The 17,930-nt window shown below is 64.8% G+C and carries 13 protein-coding genes and 2 pseudogenes; 7 read left to right on the top strand and 8 right to left on the bottom strand.

Going from position 1 to position 17,930, the window contains the following annotated elements:
- Nucleotides 1–58: 58 nt before the first annotated feature.
- From car to ACVWWN_RS00700, 4 genes and pseudogenes are all read right to left on the bottom strand, one after another.
- Nucleotides 59–3,571 (bottom strand): carboxylic acid reductase, encoded by a 3,513-nt coding sequence (car, locus tag ACVWWN_RS00715; RefSeq protein WP_457142184.1) that lies wholly within the window; start codon nucleotides 3,569–3,571, stop codon nucleotides 59–61.
- Between the two features lie 117 nt (nucleotides 3,572–3,688).
- Nucleotides 3,689–3,966 (bottom strand): annotated as a pseudogene (locus tag ACVWWN_RS00710) (thiamine pyrophosphate-binding protein); the annotation flags it as partial.
- 39 nt (nucleotides 3,967–4,005) lie between these two features.
- Nucleotides 4,006–4,518, bottom strand: a complete 513-nt coding sequence (locus ACVWWN_RS00705; protein WP_457142183.1) for a cupin domain-containing protein — start codon at nucleotides 4,516–4,518, stop codon at nucleotides 4,006–4,008.
- A complete protein-coding gene (locus tag ACVWWN_RS00700; protein ID WP_457142182.1) occupies nucleotides 4,515–4,736 on the bottom strand; it encodes a hypothetical protein in 222 nt (73 codons plus the stop codon). The genes ACVWWN_RS00705 and ACVWWN_RS00700 overlap by 4 nt, the downstream gene beginning before the upstream one ends.
- A 180-nt stretch (nucleotides 4,737–4,916) precedes the next feature.
- On the opposite strand from ACVWWN_RS00700, the gene ACVWWN_RS00695 reads away from it, so the two are divergent.
- Nucleotides 4,917–5,288 (top strand): hypothetical protein, encoded by a 372-nt coding sequence (locus tag ACVWWN_RS00695; protein WP_457142181.1) that lies wholly within the window; start codon nucleotides 4,917–4,919, stop codon nucleotides 5,286–5,288.
- A gap of 1,494 nt (nucleotides 5,289–6,782) precedes the next feature.
- On the opposite strand, the gene ACVWWN_RS00690 is transcribed toward ACVWWN_RS00695, so the two are convergent.
- The 3 genes from ACVWWN_RS00690 to ACVWWN_RS00680 form a co-directional block, all read right to left on the bottom strand.
- Nucleotides 6,783–8,192 (bottom strand): IS1380 family transposase, encoded by a 1,410-nt coding sequence (locus ACVWWN_RS00690; protein WP_457142180.1) that lies wholly within the window; start codon nucleotides 8,190–8,192, stop codon nucleotides 6,783–6,785.
- Nucleotides 8,193–8,407: 215 nt separating this feature from the next.
- Nucleotides 8,408–9,073 (bottom strand): ATP-dependent DNA ligase, encoded by a 666-nt coding sequence (locus tag ACVWWN_RS00685; protein WP_457142179.1) that lies wholly within the window; start codon nucleotides 9,071–9,073, stop codon nucleotides 8,408–8,410.
- A 568-nt stretch (nucleotides 9,074–9,641) separates the two neighbouring features.
- Nucleotides 9,642–9,815, bottom strand: a complete 174-nt coding sequence (locus ACVWWN_RS00680; protein WP_457142178.1) for a hypothetical protein — start codon at nucleotides 9,813–9,815, stop codon at nucleotides 9,642–9,644.
- A 577-nt stretch (nucleotides 9,816–10,392) separates the two neighbouring features.
- On the opposite strand from ACVWWN_RS00680, the gene ACVWWN_RS00675 reads away from it, so the two are divergent.
- The 5 genes from ACVWWN_RS00675 (at nucleotide 10,393) to ACVWWN_RS00655 (ending at nucleotide 15,900) form a co-directional block, all read left to right on the top strand.
- A complete protein-coding gene (locus ACVWWN_RS00675; RefSeq protein ID WP_457142177.1) occupies nucleotides 10,393–10,620 on the top strand; it encodes an acyl carrier protein in 228 nt (75 codons plus the stop codon).
- 175 nt (nucleotides 10,621–10,795) lie between these two features.
- Nucleotides 10,796–12,067 (top strand): AMP-binding protein, encoded by a 1,272-nt coding sequence (locus ACVWWN_RS00670; RefSeq protein WP_457142176.1) that lies wholly within the window; start codon nucleotides 10,796–10,798, stop codon nucleotides 12,065–12,067.
- On the top strand, nucleotides 11,961–12,392 hold the full coding sequence (locus ACVWWN_RS00665; RefSeq protein WP_457142175.1) for a hypothetical protein: 432 nt from the start codon (nucleotides 11,961–11,963) through the stop codon (nucleotides 12,390–12,392). The genes ACVWWN_RS00670 and ACVWWN_RS00665 overlap by 107 nt, the downstream gene beginning before the upstream one ends.
- A 9-nt stretch (nucleotides 12,393–12,401) precedes the next feature.
- Complete coding sequence (locus ACVWWN_RS00660) at nucleotides 12,402–13,538, top strand: type III polyketide synthase (RefSeq protein WP_457142174.1); 1,137 nt, start codon at nucleotides 12,402–12,404, stop codon at nucleotides 13,536–13,538.
- Nucleotides 13,539–13,578: 40 nt separating this feature from the next.
- Complete coding sequence (locus ACVWWN_RS00655) at nucleotides 13,579–15,900, top strand: MMPL family transporter (protein WP_457142173.1); 2,322 nt, start codon at nucleotides 13,579–13,581, stop codon at nucleotides 15,898–15,900.
- Between the two features lie 142 nt (nucleotides 15,901–16,042).
- Here the strand turns inward: ACVWWN_RS00655 and ACVWWN_RS00650 are convergent.
- Nucleotides 16,043–17,445 (bottom strand): annotated as a pseudogene (locus ACVWWN_RS00650) (IS1380 family transposase).
- Between the two features lie 197 nt (nucleotides 17,446–17,642).
- Between ACVWWN_RS00650 and ACVWWN_RS00645 the strand changes: the two are divergent.
- Nucleotides 17,643–17,891 (top strand): hypothetical protein, encoded by a 249-nt coding sequence (locus ACVWWN_RS00645; protein ID WP_457142172.1) that lies wholly within the window; start codon nucleotides 17,643–17,645, stop codon nucleotides 17,889–17,891.
- The last annotated feature ends 39 nt before the right edge of the window (nucleotides 17,892–17,930 follow it).

Genomic DNA, 17,930 nt, shown 5'->3' with positions numbered 1-17,930 from the left:
AGGACACCGCTGAGAGTACAGGCGGGGGGATGAGTACAAGGCGTTGACTTCGCGGTGGTTACAGTAGTCCGAGTAGCCGCAGGTCGGTGACGTATTTGATGATGACCTGCGGCGTGATGTGCGGGATATCCTTGTTGGGACCGATTTTCGCGTTCCGCACCGCAGAGCGGAACCGGTCGGTCGGGGCGATTGACCCGCGGATTGGTGTCTTCGGTCGCTGGTAATTGTGCAGCAGCGGGAGTAGCGAGGCTTGGCGCTGTCGCTCGGGTAGGGCTCGCAGCGCCGTCTTGAACCGCTGCAACCACGCGCCGTAGTGACCGGCGACGCGCTCGATTGGAGAGCCCGCTTCGATGAGCCAGTCGACGTACTCGTCGAGTCCGATACCGTCGTCGTACGGGTTCATCACGTGATAGGTCTGGAACCCATCGACGTGTGTGCCCAGGGTGGAGATCGCCTGGGCGATGAATTCGACGGGCAGCCCGTCGTAGTGTGCTCGCTGCCGGTTGCCGTCGGCTCCGAGTTCGTAGAACGAGATGGGCGCGATGCCGGTGGTCAGCAGGCTCAGCATCATGCGGGTGAACATGTCCGGCAGGTTGAGCTGTCCGGCGTAGGTGGTGTCGGCCAGGATCATGTCGCAGCGGAACACCGCGACGGGTAGGCCGTGGTGTTCGTTGGCCTCGCGCAGCAGCACCTCGCCGGCCCACTTGCTGTTGCCGTAGCCGTTTGCGTAGCTTTCGTCGACCGTTCGGGTGGCGCTGACGATCCTGATGTCTGCGTGCTCGGTGAACTTGCCTGGCTCGATGCCGTCGCCGACGCCGATCGTCGACAGATAGACGAACGGCTTCTTCTTCGTGGTCAGCGCGATGCGGATCAGCTCGGCCGTGCCGAGTGCGTTGGGGCCGAAGAGCTGGCTGTAGGGCAGGACGTGGTTGACCAACGCGGCGGGGTCGACGATCAGGTCGACTGTGTCGGCGAGCCGCTGCCAGGTGGCGTCGTCGAGGCCGAGGTTGGCTTCACCCTTGTCGCCGGCGAGGACCTCGAGGTGTTCTGCGGCCAAGGAACGGTAGTGCGCCAACAGCTTCGGGCCACCGCTGTCGAACGTGGCGTCCAGCCGGGCGCGTGCCGCAGCGTCGTCCTTGGCGCGGACCAGGCAGATGACCTTGCCGTCGACCAGGTCCATCCGCTCCAGCCACTCCAGCGCCAGGTAGCGGCCGAGGAAGCCGGTGGCGCCGGTGAGCAGCACCGTGCGCACCTCGGGGTTAGGGCCCGGCAGGGCCGCCGCAGCGGTAAGGGTTGCAGAGTCCAGGAACTTGTCCAGCGTCAGATCGCCGGCATGTACCTCGGTCGCGTCAGCGCCGTGAACGGATGCGTACGTCGGTCGCTTGCTGCCGCCCGCGCGTTGCGCCTCGACGTAGGCGGCGATGGCGGCCAGGTCGCTGGCCGGGCTGACAATGACGCCGACGGGCACGTCCACGTGGAAGATCTCGTTGAGCCGGTTGGCGAATGTCAACGCCGACAATGAGTCTCCGCCCAGGTCGGTGAACTGGGCGTCGGCCCGCACGTCGGAGGCGGCTGCACCGAGCAGTGCGCTGGCGGCCCGGCTGACGGTCTCGAGCACCGGGCGGTCGGCGCCGCTCTGCCGCATGGCGCGCAGTGCGCCCGCCTGGGCGTCGGACAGGTCGAGGTAGAGCTGTTCGAGCTCGGCGCCGTAGCGTTCCTTGAGCCGCGGCCAGGCCAGCTTCCCTATGCCGGTGAGCAATCCGTTCTCCATCGTGAACGGCGTTGTCTCGATCAGCAAGTCGCGTGGGATCTCGTAGGACTGCAGGTCCGCCGAGCGCGCCGCGACCTTGAGCGAGGCGCTGATGACGGGCTTCAGTTCGTCGGCGCCGTAACGGGACTGCGCGTCCTCGGTCGGCACCACGACGGCCAGCAGATAGGGCCGGGCACTGTTGCCGTAGATGAAGACCTGCGCAACCAGCGGGCTTTCGCCGAACACCACCTCCAGCCTCGAGACGGCGACGAACTCGCCCTGCGACAGCTTCAATACGTTGTTGCGGCGGTCGAGATACCTGAGTTGGTCCGGACCCACCTCGGCGACGATGTCGCCGGTGCGGTAGTACCCGTCGGCATCGAACACGTCCGCGGTGATCTCCGGTCGCATGTAGTAGCCCGGGAACATAGTCTCGGACTTGACCAGCAGCTCGCCCCTGGGATGGGGGCGGTCGGTGCGGAAGTAGCCGAGTTCGGGTACGTCGGCCAGCTTGTAGTCGATCACCGGCGGGCGTTGCACCTGCCCATTGACGAAGACCGGCCCGGCCTCGGTGGAGCCGTACCCGTCCGTCAAGCGCATGTCGACCAGCGATTCGATGAATGTCTTCATCTCCGAGGAGATGGGCGCCGAGCTCGTCATCGCCGAGACGACCCGCCCGCCGAGCACGTTCGTGCGCATGTCGGCCAACACGTCGGCCTCGACGGTCCGCCGGTCGGCGCCATCGGCGGATCGGCGGTCGACTTCGCTCTGGAACCGCTCGAACAGCATGTCCCAGATCCGCGGAACGAAACTCAACTTGGTGGGCCGCACCAAAGCCAGGTCTTCGAAGAACGTCGAAACATCCCCTTGCGCCACAAAATACGCCGTTCCGCCTGCGGCGAGGGTGATGTAGAGAACGCGACGTCCCATGATGTGGCTCATCGGCAGATAGTTCAGCGTGATATCGGGAAGCGCACCTGCACTGCTCACCGCCGACACGTTGGACCGACGCCAAAGATTGGTGATGACCCCCTTCACGGTATGCATGGCGCCCTTGGGGGAGCCGGTGCTACCCGACGTATAGATCAGCAGGGCCAGTGCATCATTGTCGGACTCGGACCACGGCGGCACCGGCTGCACATAACCACGGGCGATGACATCGGCCAATGTCTCGACGACAACCGCAGTTCCTGCGAGTCGGGTGGCGGCGGCCGCCACGGCGTCGCGGTGGTCGTCCACCTCACCGTGGTAGTCGAACACCACCAACCGCTGCGGGAGATGACCGGTGAGCACCAGCTCGACGGCGTCGTCGAGGAAGCCGACGCTCGACGCGATGACCACAGGAGCGGTCTCGGCGGCGATGGGCCGCAGCGCCGTGAGCGGTGCGCCGGTCTGGAGCGGAACCGCGACCGCCCCGAGGCGAAGAAGCGCCATGTCGACGGTCGTGTAGTCGGTGCTAGTGACTCCGAGGACCGCGACCCGATCATCCGGTCGCACCGGATTCCGAGTCAAGCTGGCCGCGACGGCGACGACCCTGTCCGACAGCTCGCCGTAGCTGATGGTGTCGAACCGGGGGAGCAGTTCCGCCGACGTCCGGCCCGTCGCCGGGTCGGCGACGAACTGGACGGCCCGTTGCCCGAGTGCCGGCCGGTCGGCGTAGCCGTCGAGAATGGTCGAAACGATTTCGGGTAGCCGCAGCTCGGGCGACTCGATCGCCTGCGTGATCACCTCGCTCGGTCCCGCACCGGTGAACTGTCGGTCGGTGGCGTGCAGATCGGAGATCCGACGTTGGAGGCGTTCTTCTCGGGCGTCAGTCGACATCAACAATCCTGTTCATCTGTAGAGAGTCCCAGCGGCTGTCGGCTCGCCACGTCGATGACGAAGCACCTCGCTACTCAGGACGAAGTTTGACCGACCAGCGCCTACACCGGAACCCCAACTTGTCAGCGACTCTCCAAGGGCAGCCAGAAGATTCAGCGCCCCGCCGCCCAAGGTCGCTGCGACCAGGCCCAGCCCTGCCCCGCCGCGGCTGTATCCGTCAGCCATGGTCGCGGCGGAGAACTCGTGCTTGGCCGACACCGCGGTGATGTCGGACCGCAAGTGCGCCGGGTCGTACAGATCTTGATGTTAGCGCCGTCCACAGCAAAGAAGTAGTCGCCGCCAATCGACGCGAGACGGTCGACGATGTGGTCGACCGCCCGCCGCTTAATAGGCACCGCTGCAACACCTTTCGCTCCTGCGGGTTTGGTTCACGTTCATCTCGGCGGGGTGAGGTTGTAGCGGGCGATAAGGTCGGGTAGCCATGGGGGTTCGCCGAATTGCAGTCCGTACGCCTTTGCGAGTGTCGCGATTGCCTCGACGGGTGGGGCGCCCTCGGTTGTCAGGTCAACCAGGTCGCGGAAGTACTTTTCGAAGCCGGCTGGGCTGATCACCTCGATCATGCGGGCCGGGGCGGAGCCCGCGTTCCACATCGTGTGTAGTTCGCCTCTGGGCTTTGTGATGTAGCCGCCCGCACCAAGTACGGCCTCGCGGTCACCTGAGCGGAAGCCGATTTCGCCCTCGGTGACGATCGAGTACTCATCTTCTCTGGTGTGCAGGTGCGGCGGTACGAGGGCGCCCACAGGGAACGGGTGCTCCACGATCGCCACCGCGCCGCCGGTGTCCTCGCCCCACAGCTTGAACACCACCCCGTGCGGGCCTACGTTGCCCGCCCTGCCCTGGCCTGGGCGGACAATGGTCAGCGGTGGGGGGGTTCCGGTTTCACTCATGCGTTGACTTCCTCGACAGCGTGTGCGCCGCCCTGGCGGTTCGCGGCATACAGTGCGGCGTTCATCGCCTTCTTCGAATCCGGCCAGGTGTTAAGAGCTTTGTGGCCGGCTCCTAGCGCGTGATGTGTAGTCGGCACGAATCCGAGTCGGCCAGCGGCGGCATCGAGGGGCGGGTGGGCGTGGAAATCGGCATCAGCTGGAGTAGTTATTCGTGACATCTGTTGGCCTCCTTGTCAATCGACGGGCGCGGTCACGGCCGAGGCAACAGTACGTTGAGCGTCTAACGGCCGCGGACCGAGCATAACAAACAATGGACTAACTAGTCCTTCGCAAACGTCTCCAGGTACGAGATCTCGTAGGGACCCTGCGGGGCGCGGGTGACGCGGGAAACGCCGCAGGTGCTGATCGACCTGGCGCGCACCACGCGACTGGAGCAGTGCCGCAACGCGCTGTTCTCCGGTGTGGACAAAGTTTCGGCCAATGGCAAATTCGAAGAATCCTTCGCCACCTTCGACGGCACCTTCAGCATCACCCTGTCCGTGGATGAGGTCTACAGCAAGTGGCGACGGGCCACGTTAGAAATGAACGGGTCGGTCACCATGCCCGAGTCCGACACGATCGCCGTCGCAGACACACCAGACCCTCTGCAAACCGGCCCATCCACGCGCCCATCTGGCGATGCGATCTGGGCCGCGCACGCCGGCCAGCCCGCGGTGTCGGATGTGAACCCGGTCGCAACGTCGCCGGAGAACCCATCCGGTCAGCGGTAACGGCGGCCACGCTGCAGTCGTCCGGGAGACTCGAACGAGCGACACGACGGGCGATAGCAATACCCGAATCTCGTCGAATGAGACCGGCCTAAGGCCAGGGCCGCAAGTGATCTGCCCCTCGCACACCCGACGGGCACAGACCCATCGCACACCGAAAGTCATCTGGACTGTCACCGCGCAAACTCTCCGTATCTGTCCGGGCGTCAGCCGTCGCAACCCGCAACGAGCAACCAGTCTGAGCCCGGGTGAGCCCCCGCGGCACTGACCGCCTGAACCATCACCTCAAAGAATCACACGGACGACGACGTACACCAAGTCCCTGAACTTGACCGCCCGCCCGGGGCCTGGAAGGGACCTGGGTTGGCGAGGAGATCGTGGAACGTGACCGACTTCGTGGAGATGTGCCGGCTTCACGGCGTCCCCGTTGTTCCCGACCGGCATCCCCGTTGTTCCCGACAGGACCGGGAAGGCTCGCCCTTACCGGTGATTGCGGAGACTCGATTAGATCGGATGCGTTCTCCGCGACTACCTCCGGCGCACGCTCGCGGTGCCCATTTGGCGTGCTCACGGTCGTCGCGACACCAACACGTACCCACCGACGCCGAACACCACCGGCATCATCACCAACAATGCTTAACACTGTGCTCATCATCACTTTTCTCAACCTCTGCATCGATGCTCTATGGCGCCGGTTCCCGGTTGAGCGGCGGCGGTCGCGGTGATCCAGAATTCAATGACTACGTTGGCAGCGCGGGCACCGCCGTACATCGCCCCAGCGGTCGATCTATAGGACCGGGTCGGCGTATAGCTACTTCGACCTGAAAAAGTGCTGATGTTCTGGGGTGCTTCGGCGGGGCGGCTGTTGTTCGGTCGGTGGTGTCCGCTCGTTCTGCTCTTCATGACGCCTAGCGACATCGTGCCTTTCGGCCCAGTCGATGCCGCAGAACAGTGTCTGTGTGATTGCCTCCCACCGTGGTGCGGATATGGCGGGTTCTGACCCGTGCAGGATGCGCAGCGCTCTACTTACGAGCCTCGATGGGCTTCCCTCCGATGAGCTGTTCGCGATTCCAGTGACCTGCACGGCGTCGGTCTGTGTCGAGAGCTCGAAGGCTCGAGAAGACTGAGACGTTGCCTCCGCGTGAGCGGGCTTGAAATCACGACCTTAACCCACCTGCCAGCCACTCCGACGCGGCACGCATTACGGTGGCACGAAGGGTGTTTGCCGCCGAGGTTCCCCAAAATGAGACCTGGGGGCGAACAACGATCAGTCCCGAGAACCGCGTCGGTGTGTAGAAGACCTCAAAAGGTCCGATAAAACTCAGTCGTCCATCCCAGGTACTGACGGTCGGTCGGATCTAAGCCTCGATCCGTGGATTGAAGTGATTGATGTGGCTCAAGGGGTCATTCTTTCGGCTGGCGGGTGGTGAGCAAGGGATAGTCGCTGGTCTGCCCAGCTTTTCCTGTGCGCTCCGGTTGGGCCTGTTCGGCGAGTGGTCAGGGTGTCGTGGTCAGCGGTGGTGGGTGTCGAGCGCCGACCGTGTTGTGCCAGAGCCTGGTCCATGCCTGTGCCCAGGGCCAGTGCGTCGGTAGGTGCAGGACGGGTCGTCGTTGTGGGCGGGCCAGTCGGGCAGGGATGTTGACGATGCGCCGCCGCAGCGTGGCACCTCGTGCGACCGCGTGGGCCGCACCGGTGAGCACGCCGCCCGCGCGCAGCACGTTGTGGGCGATCGCCGCGCACAGGACCCAGGCCGAGTTGGCGCCGAACCGGCCCGACGGAATGTGTGCCAGTGGTCCGTCGATCAGATCGGCGAACACGGTTTCGATGATCGCGTGCTGGCGGTGGGTGAGGTCGGCCTCGGCGACAGGTAGCTCGGCGTTGGTGAGAAACGGGTGATACCGCCAGATGGGGAACAGGGCGTCGCGGTAGCGGGCGTCGCGGACGCGGCGTACCACCAGGCGGGCGGTGATCGCATCGGCGGTGGAAGCGAATGCGGTGTAGGGGATTTCGGCGACCTCGGCATTGGAGATCCAGGCACCCGTGTCGGGATCGCGGACCGCACCGGGATAGGACACCGGGGCCCAGGCGTCGGCGTCGATCGTGGCGATGGCGCGTTCGACAGCCAGGTTGCGGGTAATCGCCAGCGAGAACTGGGCGCCTGCGCGTCGGCACGACCTGACCACCGAGCAGTTTCCGTAGGCCGAATCGCCGCGCACCAGAATCTGCCCGTCTGCTCCGGCGGAACGGGCGGTGCTGATCGCTTGGGCGATCATGCGCCCAGCGCCCTTGCCCGAGCCGGCCTTGCCGGCGCGTAGCCGCATTCCGCAGATCACCGGCGCCGAACCGGGTGTGCTGAGGGTGGTCGCCAGCGGCGAGAGTCCCTTGCGCAGGACCTGGCGGCCGGCGATCTTGGTGTGCCCGTAGGAGGCGCCTTGCTTGGCGTGTCCGTAGACCGGGCGCAGCAGCGAATCGATGTCGATGAACACCCACGCATCGGATCGGGCCAGCAGCTCGGCCCGATCGCATAACGCCAGCAGATGTTCACGCAGCACCGACTCCAACTGGCGGGCATGCCCGAAGGTGAACTCCCGCAACAACGTTCCTACTGTCGACGGTGCGTATACGCCGCCAAACAGCGACTTCATCCCGCCCGAGCGCACGATATCGACATCCTCGATACAGTCTGCGCCAGCGCACATGGCTGCGATCAATGTGGCCAGTTTCGACGCCGGGTTCGCCGACGCAGACTTGATCTTCGGTTCGGCGATATGGACCTTCTCGGCCAAAAGACCAGCCAGCCCAGTCTGGACGGCCAGCGTCATCACCGGCACCAACCCCGCACACGACACGAGATGCTCATCGTCGAACACCGCTGACGCGGCGACGAAGTTATGGGACACTTGCACCGGAAGTGCCTTTCTGACCTGGTTCGATTGATGCGTAAGGAACACCAATCATCCCAGTTCAAAGGGCACTTTCCTCATTACGACACACGTCGACCATCACAATCCGTCGGTGAATCAAAGCTAAGTAAATAAGTCCCCTGCCGATGCCGATGATGCCGCGTGCGCAACAGCTGTCGTGCACGACCAGCGGAATCGAATTAGACTGACCGCCACCGCTATTGGGCTTTGGGTGCTAGTTCAAACGCCTCTGCTCCGACAGAAACGTTCTTGATCCACTGCCGACTGCGCCGGCCTGCCCAGTAACACGAGTCGGCAACCTTGCAGACGACACCTTCCATCCCCACGTCGGCCATCGCTGCCAGAATCTCCCGCCCGTCGACGCCAAGCCAGGCCGGCCATGTTGCGAGATAACACGTCACAGCATCCCGCTCGAGGTTCTCGAGGATGCTGCGACGCTCCTGATATGGGAGACGTGTCAGGTCACAGCCATCCAAGTGCAGGACGTCGAACACCACGAGGCGAGCGGGAAGCCAGCTCTGCAGCGTCTTTGATGGCAGCGGTACGTGCAGGCGCCGCTGAAGAAGCTGAAAGTTCGGCCGCGTGCGGTCATTCATGACGATGATTTCACCGTCGAGAACGACATCGCGATGGCCTACGGCCGAGCACCCCGACACCACGTCCGGAAAGAATGCCGACAGGGTGTTGGCTTGACGACTGAGACTGAACAGTTCCGCCCGTCCACCGCCGATCCGCGCGGCGCATCGAGCCCCGTCAAACTTGGACTCGACAACCCATTCCGGACCACAGGGCGGTTGTCCCGCCGGGGCTAACATCGGCGCTGGCGGCACGGGGCTTCGTAGGTCGGTGCTGGGCCGCGTCACCAATCTAGTGTGCCGGTTCGAGGAACCGCGTCGACGGGCGTCCTGCTTTGCCGCAGGTCAACGGGGACGTCGGTGGTGTTGGGTTGTCGGAGCTGCGGCGCTCTCATGTTCGTGTCAATTCTGGAACCCGTCTAAGGAGCCACCGGACCGATTGCTGCAGGGCTATGTCGGGGGCACTCTTGGGATGATCGTTCGTCACGGTGACGGTTGACAACTGCGCCAATATCACGATGCCGCCGATAAGAACGGCCGTACCTCAAATATGGGCGCCGCCGCTTTGTCTACTGCAGATACTGCTCGTCGGTGACGTGTTCCATCCAGTCGACGGGCGTGCCGTCGACGAGTCCTTGAATGGCGATGTGGGTCATGGCCATATCGGCTGTGCCGCCGTGCCGGTGCTTGACGCAGGGTTCGGTCGAGATGACGTCGCCGGCGGCGATGTCCTGTCGTTGTGCCGGGAGACCGCTTCGATGACGAGGCCGCTGTCACGGATCTCGATCGCCAGTGGCCCAGTGACTGCCCAGCTTCGTGGTGTTCGGTGATCCAGAGGGGTCAGCAGTCGCCGCCTTTAGTCGCGATCGGCCACGCGCGGCATCGCAGGGGTGAGCCAGCGCGCGACTTCCCGCCGACCCAAGATCCCCAGCGCGGCCTTGGCGGCGTCACCCGTCCACGGGCGCAACCGCAAGGGCTTGGTGATCAGCTCGTCGGTACCGCCACCACGTGGACATGGGCGCCTTCGCACATCGATTACTCCTCGTCACCGGCCCGGCCGCCGGTATCGACATTAGTCTCACGAAATCACCGCAAAGGACTGGATGGTTCACTTGAAGCGTTATGCTGACGGCCAGGCACCCAAATAGTCCGCCCCAGACAGGGGTATCAGCTTGCGGACTCGCTGGACGTCGGAATCCTCAACAGCCGCAGTCGGATTGTTCACCGTCTCGAACATGCGATGACCCGTGACAAGACGATCAGCCTCCGCGCCATCATGGAGTAGGCGCGGGCCCTTCATCACCGCAGCGGCGGATCGCTCGACCGGCCTGGAAGCGTCATGGCTGTGAACCTCTCAACGGGGATCAGCTCCGCGTCGACCTCTCACCCGGGTGAAATACGCTGCCGGATGACGACAATTCACCCCATACGCACAGATAGTGGTCGGTGATCCGAGCCGCAACGGGCAATACCTGGACCGCCTCAACCTTCTGCGCCAAGGAGACCGCCAATGTTCGGCAGGGCCACAGCGGCGCAATGACATACGAACGTAGAAGGGTTTGAGAATGAAATATATGCCAACACGAGAGGCCGTCACGTTTGAAGCGGTGACCCAGCAGATCATCGGCATCGTCGAAGCTGAAGTGGGGGCTAAGGATCTAAGCGCTGATTCGACGCTGCAGAGCGGGGGGCTGGATTCGCTGAAGGTCGTTTCAGTCATCTTCGAGATTGAGGCGCGCTACGACATCTGCCTTGACGACGAGGACGCGGACGATGTTCGCACTGTTGGCGATCTGGCAGCTGTGGTGGTCCGCCGCATTGAGGAGCAACTGTGAGAGGCGCTCCCGCAATCCATCCGAAGTACGACACCCTTAATGAGATGCTCGCCGTGGCCGCGCAGAGCGGCGCGAGCCTGTTCTTCGTAAACCGCAAAGAACAGGACCACGAAGTCCCAATGGCTCGGATTCGGGAGCGCGCGCGGTTGATCGCTGCGGATCTACGGGATGGGGGGTGCGCAAGGGCGATCGGATCGCGCTGGTGTTGCCGACCTGCCCGGAGTTTGTGGAGTGCTTCTTTGGTGTGTTGTACGCGGGCGCGGTCCCGGTTCCCCTGTATCCGCCGGTGCGGCTGGGACGACTCGAGGAATATCACCGCAAGACCGCCGCCATGCTGGCAGCGGTGGATGCCGCCCTGGTCGTGACCGACCAACGGATCAGGCGGTTCCTCGGTGTGACCGTTGATATCTCAGCTCCACGCGTCGGCTGTGTGATCGCATCCAGCCTGGGCGGCACGACGACCTCGGTCGAGATGGAAGTCGCCGACGACGACGTGGCATTGATCCAATTCTCGTCGGGCACCACCAACGATCCCAAGCCGGTGGCCCTAACCCACGATAATCTCCTGTCCAATCTGGCTGCCATCGACCGCTACCTCGCCGATGAGGGAGTGCCGAACCGGGTCGGCGTCACCTGGCTGCCGCTCTACCACGACATGGGACTGATCGGAAATCTGCTGTCCGCCTTCTACGTTCCCGCCAAGTTGGTTCTGCTGCCACCCGAGCTGTTCGTCGCGGTTCCGGCGGCGTGGCTGCGCGCCATCTCTCGACACCGGGGCACCGTCACCGCGGCACCCAACTTCGCGTTCGGCCTATGCTTGAAACGAATCCGCGACGAGGAACTCGACGGAGTCGACCTGTCCTCCTGGCGAGTCTCGCTCAACGGAGCCGAGGCGGTCACCGCGGCAGCGCAGCGCCGATTCGATGAGCGATTCGGGCGCTGGGGCCTGCGTGCATCGGCGCTCACCCCGTGCTACGGGATGGCCGAGGCCTCGTTGGGCGTGACATTCAAACCGGCCGGCACCTCATTTCGCACCCTTGGCGTGGATGCCGAGAAACTGGCGCTCAAGGGCATCGTCGAGCCGGGCGCTGAAGAGCTGGTCAGCGTGGGCCGCCCGCTGGCCGGTGTGGAGGTAGAGATCCGTGGCGCGGCCGGGGTCGCTGCCGCCTGGCCGTGTTGGTCACGTCGTCGTTCGGGGGCCCAGCGTGATGGTGGGCTACTTGGGCCGGACCGACCTGACCGATCACGCGCTACACGACGGCTGGCTGGACTCGGGCGACCTCGGGTTCATCCACGACGGCGAGCTCTATTTGTGCGGCCGGCACAAGGACATCATCATTGTGCGCGGCGCCAACCACGCCCCCGAGGAGTTCGAGGCCGCGCTGGACGGACTGCAGGGTGTCCGCACCGGATGCGCAGTCGCCCTCGGATTCATTCCCACCGGTGAGGACGACGAGGCGCTGGCCATGCTGGTCGAGACGGCTTCCGATGCCGCCCCCACGCTGGCACACGATGTCGCGTCGCGGGTCGAGGAACGCACCCGCATCCGGCCGGCGCATGTGGAGTTGCTGGCACCGGGCACGCTGCCGCGGACCAGCAGCGGAAAGCTGCGACGTCGAGAAGCCCGCACTCAGTGGCTGGCCGGGACGCTGGCCCCTCCCAACAAGGTCTCCGCCGTGCGGCTACTGGTCGAGGCGGCCCACGGAGAGCTGCGCCACGCGCGCGCAACATTGACACGGCACACGGCGGCCAAGGCACCGTCGGCCAGCTAAGGGATACGAATGTACCAGGCAAACACCGTTATCGACGCGCCGTCGGGGGGCGCGCCCTCGCCGGGGTACCCGGCGCCCAAGGCTGTACGCCTGCGGCCCACGCTGCTGGGCATCTCGTCGGCGCACCCTCCCTTTGAGGTCACCATGGACGAGAGCTGGGAGCTGCTCTTTCAGCATATGTCCCCGCCGGTTCCGTTCGCGCAGCGCATCATTCAGTCGACAGCCGTACACAAGCGCCACATTATGTGGAACCCCGATACGTTGCCGCAAGTCTGCGCCATGCGCACCGGTGACCGAATGGCCGCGCATGCCGAGGCGGTACTCGACGTGGCGTCCCGGTCGGTCAACCAGGTGATCGAGGGTTTTGACACGGCCCGTATCGGCAGCTTGGTGATGGCCTGCTCGACGGGTTACGTCAATCCAGGGCCCGATCTGCTGATCGCCAAAGCGCTTGGACTGCGCTCAGATCTGCGACGCACGTTCATCGGCCACATGGGTTGCTACGCGGCGCTCAACGTGATCAAGGTCGCGATGGACAGTGTGGCCGCCAGACCCGACGAGCTGGTCATCGGCAACTGCACCGAACTCAGCTCCGCTCACGTGCGCAACAGCCCGATGCCTGACGAGGACCCGATGGAATCGCTGATCACCCAGGCGCTGTTTGGCGATGCGAGCGTGTCGATGCTGATGGGATCGGCACCTGAGGGCGCCGGCATCCACTTTCTGCGAACGCACACAGAGCAACTCTATGACCAGCACACGATGATGAGTTTGAACATCGGCAACCAGTCGTTCTGGATGACGCTGGCCGGCGGTGTACCAGCGGCGCTGCAAGACAACATCGAGAGCTTCCTCGTCAAACTCCTCCAACCGCTAGGCCTGTCCAACCGTGATATCGGTCACTGGGGAATTCATCCGGGCGGCCCGAAAATCCTGCGAGTGCTAGGTAAACGGCTGGGATTGGAGCCGGAGCGCTTACGCGCCAGCTGGGATATCCTGGCCAACGCCGGGAACTGCGCCTCAGCCACCGTGCTGCTCGTGCTCGAAAACATTCTGGCGGTCGATCGACCCAGCCCCGGCGAGTACGGCGTCCTGGTGACATTCGGGCCCGGACTCACCATCGAAGGCGCGGTCCTTCGCTTTTGAGCCAGATCGATGCCCAGGTCGCGGCCGGGTCGGAGGATACGTGTTAGCCGGTCTTGCTCGGCTTGCCATTCGTGCGCCGCGGCGGATCATCGCCATCGCGCTGCTGGTCATGGTCGGCACGGGCCTGTTCGGCGTCCCGGTGGCCAACAGCCTGTCCGCGGCCGGCTTCCAAGATCCGACCGCGGACTCCGCGCACGCGGAGAAACTGCTGCTCGACAAATTCCATCAGGGTGACATGCAGATGCTGATCACGGTCAGCTCCAACGACGGCGCAGAGGGTGGCGCCGCCCGGGCTGTCGGCACCGACATCGTGCATCAGCTTCAGGGCTCGCCCCTTGTGGCGCAGGTGACCTCAGCGTGGACCGCGCCGCCGTCGGCGTCGCGGTCGTTGGTCAGCAAAGACGGCAAAACCGGGTTGATCGCCGCGGGCATCACCGGCGGGCAGCACGGCGCACAGAATCACGCCAAGACGCTGAGCGACGAATTAGTGCACGACCGTGCCGGCGTGAGCGTGCGCGCCGGCGGTGAGGCGATGATCGACAACCAGATCAACCTGCAGACCGAAAAAGATCTGAAGCTCATGGAATCCATCGCGATCCCGCTCAGCTTCATGGTGCTGGTGTGGGCGTTCGGCGGCCTGGTGGCGGCGGCGCTGCCGTTGGCGGTCGGTGGGTTCGCGATCTTGGGTTCGATGGCGGTGCTGCGCGCGATCACGTTCGCCACCGACGTGTCGATCTTCGCGCTGAATCTGTCGGTCGCGATGAGGCTGGCGTTGGCGATCGACTACACGCTGCTGATCGTCAGCCGGTACCGCGACGAGCTGGCCAACAGCGCCGGCCGGGACGAGGCCCTGGTGCGCACGATGGCCACCGCCGGGCGCACCGTGCTGTTCTCGGCGGTGACGCTCGCGCTGTCGATGTCGACGACGGCGCTGTTTCCGATGTACTTCCTGAAGTCATTCGCCTACGCCGGCGCCGCGGTGGTGGCGTTCGCGGCGGTCGCTGCCATCGTGGTGACCCCGGCAGCCATTGCGCTGCTCGGCGAACGACTCGACTCCGGTGATGTCCGCCGGCTGGTGCGGCGGCTGCGGCGACGGCCGGAACCCGTCCCACGCCCGGCCGAGCAGGCATTCTTTTACCGCCTAGCGAAATTCGTGATGCGCCGGGCCATCCCGATCGGCCTCGCGGTCGTCGCGCTGCTGGCCACGCTGGGCATCCCGTTCCTCGGGGCCAAGTGGGGCTTACCGGATGATCGCGTGTTACCGACATCGACCTCGGCGCGCCAGGTCGGTGACCAGCTCCGCACCGAGTTCGCTGACGACCTGGCGACGAACGTGACGGTGGTCATCCCAGATGCTGCCGCTGTCACGGCCGCCGAACTGGCTGGCTACGCCGCACAGCTCTCCCAGGTGCCCGAGGTGTCGTCGGTGTCCGCGCCGGGCGGCACGTTCGTCGTCGGCGCGCTTGTCGGGCCACCCACGGCGGCAACCGCAGCCCGCGACGGCAGTGCCTTTCTGACCGTGGCCAGCAGCGCACCGCTGTACTCGCAGGCCTCCGACACCCAGCTCGACCGGCTGCACGCCGTGCCCGGTCCCGGCGGCCGGCAGGCACTGCTGACCGGGACAGCACCGATCAACCGCGACACCGCCCGCGCGGTCACCTCGCGGCTGCCCACCGTGCTCGTAGTGATCACCGCGATCGCGTTCGTGTTGTTGTTCCTGCTCACCGGCAGCGTGGCGTTGCCGCTAAAGGCCTTGGCGCTCAACGTCTTATCGCTGACCGCCGCCTTCGGCGCACTGGTGTGGATCTTCCAGCACGGGCATCTCGGGGCATTTGGCACCACCGTCACCGGCACGCTCGTCGTCACCATCCCCGTGCTGTTGTTCTGCATCGCGTTCGGCCTATCGATGGACTACGAGGTAATGCTGGTATCGCGGATCCAGGAGCACTGGCTAGCCTCGAACCGCACCCCGGCCGACAACGACGAAAGCGTGGCGCTCGGGCTGGCCCACACCGGCCGGGTGATCACCGCCGCCGCACTGATCATGTCCATCTCCTTCACCGCGATGATCGCCGCCCAGGTGTCGTTCATGCGCATGTTCGGTGTCGGGTTGACGCTGGCGGTGCTGGGGGACGCCACGCTGGTGCGCATGCTGCTCGTCCCGGCATTCATGCACGTGATGGGCCGATTCAATTGGTGGGCACCCGAACCGCTTGCGCGGCTGCATGAGCGGCTCGGAATCAGTCAATCCGCCCGTGCATCAACGCCCCGGCAGAGGATATGTGGCCGACCGCCTCGGCGACTAGAGGACAGCGGCGCCGGAAATGAGCCCGACCAGATGGCGACCTACACAGTGACTTAGTTTAGCTTCGATCCGTGGAGCGACTCCGTTGAGGTATGGCGGGGCTGATTTTTTGGTTGTGCTTTGGTGGTGGTGGGCAGTCTGTAGCCGCTGGTCTGCCCAGCATTTCCTGTGATGTTTGTTTGGCCTTTCGGCGGGGTGGTCAGTGGGTCGCGGCGACCGGTGGGCTGTAGCCGATGGTGTTGCGCCAGAGTGCAAGCCAATGATCTATCCATGGCCAGTGACTGGGCAGGTGCAGGATCGGTCGGCGCTGGGGTCGGGCCAGCCGGGCCGGGATATTGACGACTTTGCGGCGCAGCGTCGCGCCGCGGGCTACCGCGTGCGCACCCCCGGCCAGGACCCCAGCAGCGCGCAGCAGATTGTGAGCGATCGCCGCGCACAACACCCAGGCGGAGTTGGCGCCGAAGCGCCCCGAGGGCATGTGCGCCAGGGGGCCGTCGATCAGATCGGAGAAGACGGTTTCGATGATCGCGTGGCCGCGATGGGTGATGTCAGCCTGGTCGACCGGCAGGTCGGTGTCAGTGAGGAACGGGTGATACCGCCACACCGGGAACAGTGCGTCGCGGTAGCGGGTGTCTTTGACCCGGCGCACCACCAGGCGGCGGTGATCCGATCTTTGGTGGACGCGAAAGCGGTGTAGGCGATCTCGGCGACTTCGGCATCAGAGATCCAGACGCCGGTGTCGGGATCACGCACTGCACCGGGATATTTGACCGGGGTCCAGGCGTGCTCGTCGATGGCAGCGATGGCCCGGTCGATGGGGGTGTTGCGGGTCATCACCACCTTGAAACGGGCACCGTGGCCTCGGCAGGCACCCACGACCGCGCGGGTGCCGTAGGACGAATCACCACGCACCAGAATCTGGCCGCTCGCCCCGGCGGCGCGGGCGGTCGCGATGGCTTGGGCGACCATGCGGCCGGCACCTTTACCGGAGTTGGCCTTCCCGGCGCGCAGACGCATCCCGGCGATCACCGGGGCAGCGGCGGGGGTGCTGATCGTGGTCACCAACGGGGACAGTCCTTTGCGCAGGACCTGTTTCCCGGCGATCTTGGTGTGCCCGTAGCTCGCGCCTTGTTTGGCGTAACGGAAGACCGGGCGCAGCAGTGAGTCGATGTCGATGAACGCGGCGGCGTCGGCCCCGGGCAGCAGATCCACCCGCTGACACAGGCGCACCAGATGATGGCGCAGTACCGACTCCAACTGCCGAGCATGCCCGAAAGTGAACTCCCCCAGCACGATTCCTATGGTCGATGGTGCGTACACGCCGCTGAAGAGTGTCTTCATCCCACCCGAGCGGACCACGTCGATGTCATCGATGCAGTCCGCACCCACACACATCCCGGCGATCAACGTGGTCAGCTTCGGTGACGGGTTGGCTGCCCCGGACCTGATCTTCGGCGCAGGGATGCACACCTTGTCGGCCAACAGCTGTGGCAGCCCAGTTTGGGTGGCCAGCGTCATGACTGGAACCAGCCCGGCGCACGACACCAGATGCTCATCATCGAACACCGCCGACGACGCGGCGAACCCATGGGACACTCGCACCGGAAGTGCCTTTCTCGCCGGACCTGATTGCTGCGTAGAGAACACCAATCGTTCCAGCTCAGAGGGCACTTCCCTCATTCCGACACCCGATGACCAGCCAGTTCATCCATGAATTCAGGCTTAGAGATCGCCGACGCCGACGCTGACGAGCGTCTGCAGGGGCTACTCGGATATCCCGATGGCGCGGCGTGGTTTCTGTGGATAATAAAGAAACATTCATCGACTCGATTCCTGCCCAGCACGACGTCGTACAGCAAGTCCTGCAACACTTTCCCGCCGACGGCATGCTGGCTGACGACTTCTTCTTCGGGGCCCTGCCCACGCTGTTCGGTCCCCGCTCCGAACGACCGCCCATCATCATGCTCGATACGACGGCGCTGCATCTGAGCCGCGATGACGGCGCCCCTTTCTTCGCCGGGCTGCCGCCGGCAACCGACCATGGTTAGCGCCAGGAACACAAGGGCACCTATGTAAGCGGCGCGCCG

This window comes from Mycobacterium sp. URHB0021 (assembly GCF_054057895.1).
The sequence above is the reverse complement of the archived record's forward strand: the minus strand, read 5'-3'. Positions and strand labels throughout refer to the sequence as shown.